Origin of the sequence: Aliivibrio sp. SR45-2, assembly GCF_963890165.1 — a bacterium.
GTDB lineage: Bacteria > Pseudomonadota > Gammaproteobacteria > Enterobacterales > Vibrionaceae > Aliivibrio > Aliivibrio salmonicida.
This window is the reverse complement of the sequence record NZ_CAWPRC010000203.1, coordinates 1-10,308: the sequence shown is the minus strand read 5'-3', so window position 1 is coordinate 10,308 and position 10,308 is coordinate 1. Positions and strand designations below refer to the sequence as shown.

Sequence of the window (10,308 nt, the reverse complement as noted above, 5' to 3'; positions counted from 1 at the left end):
CAGATCGGTCTTATCAACTGTGCGGAAAACGGTTTCCTACCTTGCTTTCCATTCGTAAACTTTGCGATGTAAGTTGATTTAAAAAATTAAATAAAAATGGCGCTGCTTTATTACAAAGCAGCGCCATTTTTGTATCTGTTTAATTAATATGTGGTTGGTATTAAAAAGTAAATGTCATACCAATATTAAAGTTAGTCGATAAATCATAAGGAATATAAGTATCACTCATTGGGAAATAGTTAAGATCAATACCAGCTCTTAAGCCTACTTGCTCAGTTGCTTGGAAAACATAAGCCGCGCCAAGGCTTGAACCTAATGTACTTTCTTTTGTTGTATCTCCACTTTTGGTTTTTTTACCATCATAGTTAGCAACTCCGACTTCAAATTGCACACCGTGCATTTTTGCTGAACCAAACATCTGTTGAACACCAAAACGATATGAATCTATGGCTTCGTCATACATTGAACTGCTATAAACCGTGCGACCATAACTTACATAGGCAGCATCGAAACCAAGTGCATCAGTCACACCTGCTTGAATACCAAAACCACCATAAGGACCAATCTTAATTTCTGGTGATATATGGATGTTATTAGCAAACGTATTTGCACTGAATAAAGTTGCGATAGCAAGGACTAGGTGTGTTTTTTTCATCTTGGATACTCTCTCATAATTTTTTTAAAAAGCATCCGTGCTTTGTTTTATCTTTAATTGTTTTGATAGAGCTATAATAAGAAATAATTGTATGCATCACTAATCACAAGTGTTTATCTTGCTCATAACTAAAACTTATTAATGAAGAAGGAGGGGGGATCAAATCATAAAAAATAAAAAGCCCCTGAACTAATTTATTTGTGCAGGGGGAGAGAGTTACCAAAGGGTAATTATTTATCTTGTATCATTGATTTTATGGATATAAACAAAACGATTAGAGGAAGCGAAAGCATAATTAAAAAAGTCATAATTCCTCCAAAGATTAAAAGCGCAAGTTAAATCCGATTTCATAACTGTTTTCGGTTCTTGTTCTATCACTTGGGCTCACTCTAGATTCACCAAAGGTGTATTTAACATAAGGCTCTACCCATTTTGGCTTTAAGGTAAGAGTGATATCTTGGTTGTTGTAATGGCTTTTTGATCCCGTTAATTCTCGGTCATGAGTAAACGAATAACTAAAGTTACTCCATTGATTAATTGTGTAGCTAGCCCCAAGTGTATTTTTCCATTCTCTATCTGTGTCTAACCAATCAGAAAAAATAGATTCGCGCCACTCATGAGAGGTGTTAGCAAAAATCATAATGTCTTGAGTTAATGCTGTTCCGGTAAATAATCCAACATTATAAATATCAATAAAATCTGCTCGTCCGTAACTTACAAATGCTTCGGTATAAAATTGGCCAAGCATGACACCATAGCCGGAACCAATTTCTAAATACCCAGTTGAATCAATATCTGCTGTGAAGCTAATTTCTTCTGTAGCTTGAAGGTTTGCAGTAACGCTTCCTACCCATTCATCATTATTTTGAGACAGTTGAATGCTTAAATCTGGCTCGTGGTATTTCGCAGAAACAGATAAAGAAGTAATTAGAGGTAACAATAAAAGCGAAAGGCGCATAATTAAGTACTCAGTAGTAAAAATAAAAAAGGAGTCACCAAAATAGCGACTCCTTGCTTTATCTATTGAACGTTAATGTATTTACGAACGTGCAGTTCTATCCTTGATTGCTTGTTTAATTTGTTGACGCTGTTCTTGTGATAGAGATTTAGCTTTTTGTTTAATGTCGTTTAAATCTTTTGGTAACTGCGGTTTCCAGCTTTTAATCTCATTTCGATCACTGTCACGTAGGTAGATAGTGCTACTTTCAATAGTGATGTAACCATCAACTTCATCGTGAGTTGTTATTGCCCACGCATTATCTGCAATTTTATCTACACTACGTCCGTTATCAGCTTCAATCTCAATTTCTATTGGTTTTTCAGGTGTTGGTTTGGTTCCAAAATTAGGATCAATTGGTTTCCAATTTGTGATCTCATTTCTATCACTATCACGAAGGTAAACGATACCATTTTCAATCGTGATATAGCCATCAATCTCATCATGGGTAGTTATCACCCACGCATTGTCTGCAATTTTATCAACGCTTCGTCCATTATCCGCTTCAGGATCCAGCTCTATTGGATTTTGAGGTGAAGGGCGTTCAATTGGGCTTTCTGGAGTAGGGATAACTCCAAAGCTTGGGTCAATTGGTTTCCAGTTTTTAACTTCATTTCTGTCACTATCTCGAAGGTAGACTGTACCGTTTTCAATGGTAATATATCCATCAACCTCACCATGAGTGGTTATTGCCCATGCATTACCTGCAATTTTATCCACACTGCGACCATTATCAGCTTCAGGATCTCGTTGTATTGGGTTCTGAGGGGAAGGACGTTCGATTGGATTTTCAGGTGTTGGGAGCGCGCCAAAACCTGGGTCAATTGGTTTCCAATTTGTGATTTCATTTCTATCGCTATCACGAAGGTAGACTGTACCATTCTCAATAGTTATGTAGCCGTCAATTTCTCCATGAGTAGTTACAACCCAAGCATTATCTGCAATTTTATCCACACTGCGGCCATTATCGGCTTCAGGATCTATTTCAATTGGGTGATCTGGTGTAGGTATAATTCCGTAGTTAGGATCTATTGGGTGCTGAACATCGGTTACAATTAATCTGCCATTTACAACACTTAAATTTACTTCTGCGCCATGGTTACCATGAAAGATAATTGAATCGCCTTCCTTCTGAATATGACCAACAGTGACGCTATTTACGTCTTTTACGCTATCGCCATCTGTTGTAAATATCTGACCATTAATACGAATAAGAGTGTCTGTTTCTTTGCCTTTAATTATAGCTGTTTGGTAAGTTCCTTCATCACCCGTTACTAATGCTGCTTGAGCATTTTCACCTTCAAAATATTGAACTGAAGCTATACCATCTTGAGGAGCTGTAGAACCTGAATCAGAAGAACCAGAAGATGAACAGCCTGCTAGGAATGATGCAGCAACTAATGATGCAATTAATTTAAGTTTCATATTGGTGTTCTCTCTTAATGTAATGGTTGGCGTAATCGCCATAATTATGGAAAGCATCAGTGCTTGTTTGTGGCGTTCCTAGCCGATGAGAGAAGTATATGAAATGCACAAAAAAGCCTCTAATCCCTTAAAAGAATAGAGGCTTTAACGCTGAGTTATTAATGAGAGAGAAGAATAGCCGTAATAACTACTGGTTATCAATGAGTAATGATTGAAGGATTTTTTTTAGCCACAACATGGTCGCGTTATTTCTATTTTTGTGGTGATAATAAACACAAACTTTTGGGTTAATATCTTGATTATCAAATAGTATTTTAAGGCTTCGTAGCTGATTATTATGCTCGATATCTAAGAATTTAGAAGCTGGAAACATCATGTCTGAGTTATTAACGACATCAATAACGGCTGATGGTAATTCTGATCTAAAACCAATGTTTGCTTCTAAGCCTTTAATCTTTAGTATTTTTTCAGCTAAAGATTGATGGGAATTCCAATCAACGGCAATGACGGTTGCTAATTCAAAATGAACGCCATCTTTTACTTCAATACTACTGCCTTTATAGGGGTGATCTTTTCGGACATAGCCAGTAAAGCGATCTTGAGCAATTGGTTTTTGAATTAACTCTTTTGGCGCATGGCCTATTTCATAATTAAGGCCTAATTGAACTTCATCATTGATGATGTCGGTCATTGTTGATTTAGACCAGTTTAATAGCTGTACTTGAACATTAGGCGCTTCAGATCTGATCGCTTGAAATAATTTATTGGCTATTGTGCTTAAAAGAAAAGGAGATAGTGCTAGTTTGATAACTCCTTCAAGTTCTTGAGGGTTAAACTCATTACTTTCGTTTAACGTAGAAGAAAGGTCATCAAGTATTGGTGATATGCTTTCAGCCAATTGATTTGCATATTCAGTAGCACGAAGACCATGATGGGTTTTTACGAATAATTCATCATTTAAATGAGCTCGTAGGCGTTGTAATGCTTTACTAATTGCAGGTTGAGATACAAATAAGCGTTCAGAGGCTTTACGCATATTTCTTTCTTGATGTAGAACGATGAAAGTTCTTAAAAGGTTTAAATCTAAGTTGGAGAATAAGTCTTTAGCCATACGATCAATCCTTTGATTTTTTATTATTTGAACAAAGAAATCGATATGGGTAAAGAAAAAAAGCCTCTGGATGAGAGACAGAGGCAAGGGCTATCATAAGATAACACGTCAAAGACAGAATATTGTGTAGTTAAAAATAAGGTCAAATTATAGATAGAATAAAGTGCCCTACCAATCCTTGGTGGGGCGAGAGTTATTTATTTAAAGCTGTATTGAACACCAACGCCGCCAGCAACATCCGATGATGAGTAGCTACCTGATGATTCATAATGGAAAGTACCAGAAACACTTAATTGCTCATTGATACCATAAGCACCACCTAGCGCTAATGCCTCTTTAGAGCCAGAGAAACCGACACCAGCACCGATTGCAAACTCACCACTAGTTACAAATGGACGCGCATTGGCGACCGCATGTAAGCCTGCACGAACACCATCGATTTTTTCATCTTGCTCATTGAAGCGACGGTTGTTTTCTTCTGCCATCGTTTTAAAGTCATTTTCTAGTGTGGTAATGCGTTCACCGTCAGTTGTATGTGGAATTCCCCAATCAGGTGTATCGCCGTAATCTGGAGTTGGACGTTCAGGTGAATTGTCATCTACTGGTGGCTGTGTTGGTTCTTGTGGTTGTGGTCGCTCTGGTGAATTATCAACTGGAGGTTGTGTAGGTACTCCTGGATTTGGTCTATCTGGAGTATTATCAACCGGTGGTTGCTCTGGTACGGATTGACCAAAATCTGGGTCTACAGGCTCCGGACGATCAACTGGCTTATCTGGTCCGATCCCCCAATGAGGAGTATCTCCATAATCAGGTGTTGGACGGTTTGGTGTATTATCGACTGGTGGTTGAGTTGGAATCGCTTGACCAAAATCAGGATCTGTTGGTTGCGGACGTTCCACTGGTGTGTCAGGTTGAGGTCGCTCAACTGGATTAGAAGGAACTTGCCATTCAGGTTCTGTTACCATCGGTGGTTGAGTTGGACCTAGTCCCCAGTCGGGAGTGCTTCCAAAATCAGGACTTGGTCGTTCTGATACAGATGGAATAGAGTTGTCAATTCCTGGAAGTTCTGCTGGGTTCTGAATGGTTTCTGCCATGACAGAAGAAGAAAAGATGGCAGTTAGGGATAGTGCTAAAATAGTTTTTTTCATTTTATAACTCTCAATATTAATCATAAATTAGATTTAGTAATGAGCGTCCTTGCTTACCGATAAATCTGTTTCCGTTTGATGGAATGAATAATATTGAGAATGGTGATTACTTTCTAATCACCAGTTATTATATCTATAATAAGTACTGCTTATTATTTGGTTTGTTTTACCCTTTATTTATAAGTATTTAGTGGTGGGCATCAGATAATAAATCAGTAATGAGTTGATTTAGCCACGAGTGCAGCGCGTTTTTCTTGTGTCTTTGATGGTAATAGCTGTAAATAGGGTAATTTAGAGGAATATGATCCAGTGCGAGATCAATGCGCCTTAAGCCTAAGTACTGGTGAGTAGGAAACAACGACGTTGAAGGAAAATACATATTAGTATGTTGAACAACATCAATTAATGCCATTGGTAACTCTGAGCGAAAACCAATTTTATGTTTGATATTTAAATTTTCTAAGACTTTACCTGCGAGACTTTTATTATCGTTCCAACCTGGAATAATTAAAGAGGCAAGTTCATATCCTTCAAAGTCATGGGGGGTTGCTATTTGTTTTTTTATTGGGTGATCGGTTCTAACAATCACACAGCCTTTAATAGTCATTAAGTTACTTGAAATGAGCTCTTTTGGAACGTTGTCATACTCATAATTAATCGCTATATCTAGCTTTCCTTTGGTTAGATCGCTGAAGGTTGATGCTGACCAATTAAATAATTGTAAGTCGACATTAGGCGCGTTTTCTCTTATTTCGTGAAATAAAGCACCAGATAGGCAGGTCAATACTTGAGGAGCCAGTGCTATTTTTAATGTCTGTTGTAACTCGCTTGGCTGAAAGTTTTTTGAGGTATTTAAGACCGATGATAATCCATCAAGATACGGGTGAATACTCTCCGCTAACTCTTCAGAAAATGGCGTAGCTTTTAGGCCATGATGAACTTTCACAAAGAGCTCGTCATCAAAATGATTACGCAGCTTTTGTAATGCTTGGCTGATTGCGGGTTGAGACACAAATAAACGCTCAGAAGCTTTTCGCATATTCAATTCTTGAGAGAGAATTAAAAAAGTTCTTAGTAAGTTTAAATCTAACGTTGCAAAGAGATCTTTTGCCATATCTACTTATTTCCTATCAATAAATTGAGTTATTAAATAACTCTTCACGCATCCTTCGTTAACTCTTCTTATTGTATTGAATTTATGATGAAAAAGTATGTATTTTTTAGATACTGTAAATTATTACAGCTATTTAAAAACCTATAGAGCGAGTCTAATAATTCTTAATGAATTGATACAAATTGAATAGAGAGAATCTTCACACTTTCTTCACGATCTCTTCTTTATAGTATTCATATTGAGAATTAAGACCAAGCTTAACCCCATAACGATAGGATTGAATTTATAATGAAAAAGTATGTATTTTTACTGATGGCGGCGACGTCGACAACTACAATTGCAGCAACGTACGTTGGTTTAGAATACGGTGTTACGTCAATTGATCATAATTATTCGACTACTTATTCTGCGGATTCTGTTTCTTTATCACCTGATGATTCAAGTGATACTTTTGGTGGATTTATTGGCTATCGAATTAATGATTTTGGTCTTGAACTGGGTTATAAGAAATTTGAAAGTGATGACTCTCAAAGTAAAATGATCAATCCAAGTGAGCAAGCCGGATTTTCTCAAGAGCGTGAGTGGGATGCCGATTTAGATGCTACTCAATTAACCGTAAAACCTGTGTATTTCTATAATTTTAACGATAAATTGCAATTAAAAACGGGGTTAGGTTTAACTTATACTCAATACAAATATAATTCTTCATCACAAGATGAGTTTGAATTAATTACGAATGATGATATTGAAAGTACAAAAAATCGTTCAGGTGGTGAATCACAAAAAGACACGGTTCTTGGTGGTATCGCTAGTGTTGGCATTGAATACATGGTGATCCCAAACCTAGCATTGGGCGCATCAGCAAGCTACCAAGTAGATAATATTGCGAATTCATCTTCATTCATGTTGAGTTCAGCTTACTACTTCTAATATGTAGTCATAGAAATTCATTAATCAAATTGGAAATAAATAAAATGAAAAAAATTATATTAGTAAGTGCATTAGTATTGGCATCATCAAGTGCGTTTGCCGCTCAAAACACTCAAGTGGTTAAAGGTGGTTTCACTGGGCCAAGTACGGTTACCGTAAATACGGTTCAAGTTGCTAAAGAAGCAAAAGACGATACACCAGTGACGTTAATTGGCTATATTGTTGCTTCATTAGGTGACGAAGAGTATCAATTTAAAGATGCAACAGGTGAGATGATTGTTGAGATTGATCATCGTGATTGGAATGGCATTGAAGCAACGCCTGAAACAAAATTAGTGATTCAAGGTGAAGTTGATAAAGAATGGAAACATACAGCCGTTGATGTAAATACGGTTCAACTAGCAAAATAATGAGCTGATTGTTTTCGATGAAAAAGGCCAGAGATAATTCTCTGGCCTTTTTATTTTATAATGTATTTATTTGATGTTTTGTCTTACCGCATCGATTTTTTTAGAGTCAGTAATAGGGACAATAAAATCATCTAAATCACCGGCCCCCATTTTTACGCCGTCTAGCATCAACTTCATTTTACTTGGGCGTGTTGATTTACCTGATAAATGAACTTCAGTAACGCCTGTTTTTTCAATGATCTCTTTGGCATTTTCTGCGGTGACACCAGCTCCTGCAAGTATTTTAAAGCGGCCATTAGCCATTTTTACCATATCATTTAATACTGTCATACCATCATAAGCATTCGCCGCTAATCCTGACGTGAGTATTCTCTCGCAACCTAACTCAGCAATGTTCTCAATCGCTTTTTTATAATTGGAACATTGATCTACAGCACGGTGGAAAGTCACACCTAAGTCATTATCATTCGCTATTTTCATCAATCGAGTGGACAACGGCATGTCGATATCACCGTTTGCTTTTAGCACCCCAAATACAACGCCCTGTAAACCAGCTAGTTTAGCAGCATGAATGTCTTCAATCATGGCGGAGATATCGTCATTATCATAGAGAAAATCGCCTTGACGAGGACGGATCATGGCATAAACCGGAACAGAAGAGATCGCTGCTGCTTTTTTCATAAAACCAAAGCTTGGTGTTAAACCACCCAGAGCAAGGGAAGAGCAAAGCTCAATTCTATCGGCACCACCATTTATCGCATTATGCAGAGATTCTAAGTTGTCGATACAGACTTCAATTTGGATAGGCATGAGAGTTTAGTCAAAATAATAGAGAATTTTTTAGTGTAAGGGAAAGTCGACTTTAGATGTGTGAAGAATACGTCAAAATTGATGAGCAGATTAAGAGATTTGTTCAAATAAAGAAAAAGCCCTGAAGATAACTTCAGGGCTTTTAGTATTAGGCAAACTTTCTGATTTTAGGCTACTGCGTTTATACGCTTTTAATATTCTAGCCACATGCACCGTTGAGCGTAGGTGCATTCGAGTACTTTATTTAAAATACTCTATTTTAGCAATTACTTGCTTAGGTCGTCAGCGTGTTCAGATAGGAATGCTGCAACGCCTTTTGGAGATGCGTCCATACCTGCTTTGCCTTCTTCCCATTGTGCTGGACAAACTTCACCATTCTTCTCGTGGAAGTTTAGCGCGTCTACCATACGTAGCATTTCGTCGATGTTACGACCTAGTGGAAGATCGTTAACTACTTGATGACGAACAAGGCCATCAGCATCGATTAGGAAAGAACCACGGAAAGCAACACCAGCTTCTGGATGCTCAACGTCGTATGCTTTACAGATTTCGTGCTTAACGTCAGCAACTAGTGGGTACTTAACTTGACCAATACCGCCATCTTCGATAGCCGTGTTACGCCATGCGTTGTGAGAGAATTGTGAATCAATTGAGATACCAATTACTTCCGCGCCTTTAGCTTGGAAATCAGCTAGACGGTTGTCAAAAGCGATTAGCTCTGAAGGACAAACGAAAGTGAAGTCTAGTGGGTAGAAAAATACTACCGCTTTCTTACCTTTAGTGAATTCTTTGAAGTTGAAGCTATCAACGATCTCGCCGTTACCTAGAACAGCTGCAGCAGTAAAGTCTGGTGCTTGACGACCTACTAGTACCATTTTTGAATCTCCTAAAAGTTAGATTTTCCAAACTTCGTGTTTGGCTTTGTTTTTCAATACAATAAATTGTTTCAACAGGACAAACTATAGTACAAAAGGTATGATTGAAAAAAGCGAATTAAATAGATTGATGTAATCGAGAAAAGCGATGACTAAGTGGCCTTCATTAAAACAGTTACACTACTTTATTACTCTGCATGAAACTCGCCATTTTGGTGAGGCGGCAGAAAAATGTTTTGTGAGTCAATCAACATTAAGTAAAGGGATACAGAACCTTGAAGAGTTGATTGGTTGCCCATTATATGAGCGTGATAAAAAAACATTAATATTTACTCCAATTGGTGAAAAGGTTGTGGATCAAGGCCGCGAACTTTTAGCTAAAGGACAAGATTTAATCGAACTTGGCTCTCTATGTCAGGGTGATGCAATGCAAGGACAGCTTCGTGTTGGTTGTATTCCGACGATTGCGCCTTTCTTATTGTGTGATTTAGTACAAGAAGTGAATAAGAGCTATCCACAACTGACTTTGCTATTAAGAGAAGATACAACAACAAATTTATTGGCCGCATTAAAACAGGGACAATTAGACGTTCTTATCTTAGCGTTACCGGTTGATATTTCAGGCATGGAAAGTTTGGTGGTTGGTTCTGATCCATTCAAAATGGTGATCAGTAAAGATCAAGTGAATTCTATTTCTACGCCTATTCGTTATGATGAATTACCTGATGAGTTTGTTTTCTTATTAGAGAAAGAGCATTGTTTAACAGAGCATGCGGTTTCGGCATGTAAATTAACCAGCAAAGAAAAAATCAACCCTTTTACTGCAACGAGTC

11 protein-coding genes and 1 pseudogene are annotated in these 10,308 nt (G+C 37.5%); 4 read left to right on the top strand and 8 right to left on the bottom strand.

From position 1 onward, the window contains the following. A pseudogene (locus AACV33_RS21550) lies at positions 1–72 on the top strand (VC2662 family protein); the annotation flags it as partial. Positions 73–160: 88 nt separating this feature from the next. Here the strand turns inward: AACV33_RS21550 and AACV33_RS19395 are convergent. The 6 genes from AACV33_RS19395 to AACV33_RS19370 form a co-directional block, all read right to left on the bottom strand. Beyond that, positions 161–655 (bottom strand): hypothetical protein, encoded by a 495-nt coding sequence (locus tag AACV33_RS19395; RefSeq protein ID WP_182700565.1) that lies wholly within the window; start codon positions 653–655, stop codon positions 161–163. Positions 656–977: 322 nt separating this feature from the next. Next, complete coding sequence (locus tag AACV33_RS19390) at positions 978–1,613, bottom strand: hypothetical protein (RefSeq protein ID WP_182700564.1); 636 nt, start codon at positions 1,611–1,613, stop codon at positions 978–980. An 81-nt stretch (positions 1,614–1,694) separates the two neighbouring features. Next, positions 1,695–3,077, bottom strand: a complete 1,383-nt coding sequence (locus AACV33_RS19385; RefSeq protein ID WP_255458634.1) for a hypothetical protein — start codon at positions 3,075–3,077, stop codon at positions 1,695–1,697. Between the two features lie 187 nt (positions 3,078–3,264). Continuing rightward, positions 3,265–4,188, bottom strand: a complete 924-nt coding sequence (locus AACV33_RS19380; protein ID WP_182700563.1) for a LysR family transcriptional regulator — start codon at positions 4,186–4,188, stop codon at positions 3,265–3,267. Between the two features lie 197 nt (positions 4,189–4,385). Next, a complete protein-coding gene (locus AACV33_RS19375; protein WP_255458633.1) occupies positions 4,386–5,336 on the bottom strand; it encodes a YadA-like family protein in 951 nt (316 codons plus the stop codon). Between the two features lie 187 nt (positions 5,337–5,523). After that, positions 5,524–6,450 (bottom strand): LysR family transcriptional regulator, encoded by a 927-nt coding sequence (locus AACV33_RS19370; RefSeq protein WP_012550932.1) that lies wholly within the window; start codon positions 6,448–6,450, stop codon positions 5,524–5,526. Between the two features lie 288 nt (positions 6,451–6,738). Here AACV33_RS19370 and AACV33_RS19365 point away from each other — a divergent pair, with 288 nt between their 5' ends. Together AACV33_RS19365 and AACV33_RS19360 are read left to right on the top strand one after the other, a co-directional pair. Next, positions 6,739–7,380 (top strand): AcfA family outer membrane beta-barrel protein, encoded by a 642-nt coding sequence (locus AACV33_RS19365; protein WP_017021240.1) that lies wholly within the window; start codon positions 6,739–6,741, stop codon positions 7,378–7,380. Positions 7,381–7,424: 44 nt separating this feature from the next. Further along, positions 7,425–7,790 (top strand): NirD/YgiW/YdeI family stress tolerance protein, encoded by a 366-nt coding sequence (locus AACV33_RS19360; RefSeq protein WP_012550930.1) that lies wholly within the window; start codon positions 7,425–7,427, stop codon positions 7,788–7,790. A 66-nt stretch (positions 7,791–7,856) separates the two neighbouring features. Here the strand turns inward: AACV33_RS19360 and AACV33_RS19355 are convergent, their stop codons facing one another. Together AACV33_RS19355 and AACV33_RS19350 are read right to left on the bottom strand one after the other, a co-directional pair. Then, positions 7,857–8,600 carry a copper homeostasis protein CutC gene (locus AACV33_RS19355; protein WP_065611580.1) on the bottom strand — a complete coding sequence of 248 codons (744 nt, stop codon included), beginning with the start codon at positions 8,598–8,600 and terminating at the stop codon, positions 7,857–7,859. 266 nt (positions 8,601–8,866) lie between these two features. Then, positions 8,867–9,475 carry a peroxiredoxin C gene (locus AACV33_RS19350; RefSeq protein ID WP_012550928.1) on the bottom strand — a complete coding sequence of 203 codons (609 nt, stop codon included), beginning with the start codon at positions 9,473–9,475 and terminating at the stop codon, positions 8,867–8,869. A 148-nt stretch (positions 9,476–9,623) separates the two neighbouring features. Here AACV33_RS19350 and AACV33_RS19345 point away from each other — a divergent pair. Continuing rightward, a partial coding sequence (locus tag AACV33_RS19345) for a LysR family transcriptional regulator (protein ID WP_182700561.1) occupies positions 9,624–10,308 on the top strand: 685 nt, incomplete at its 3' end.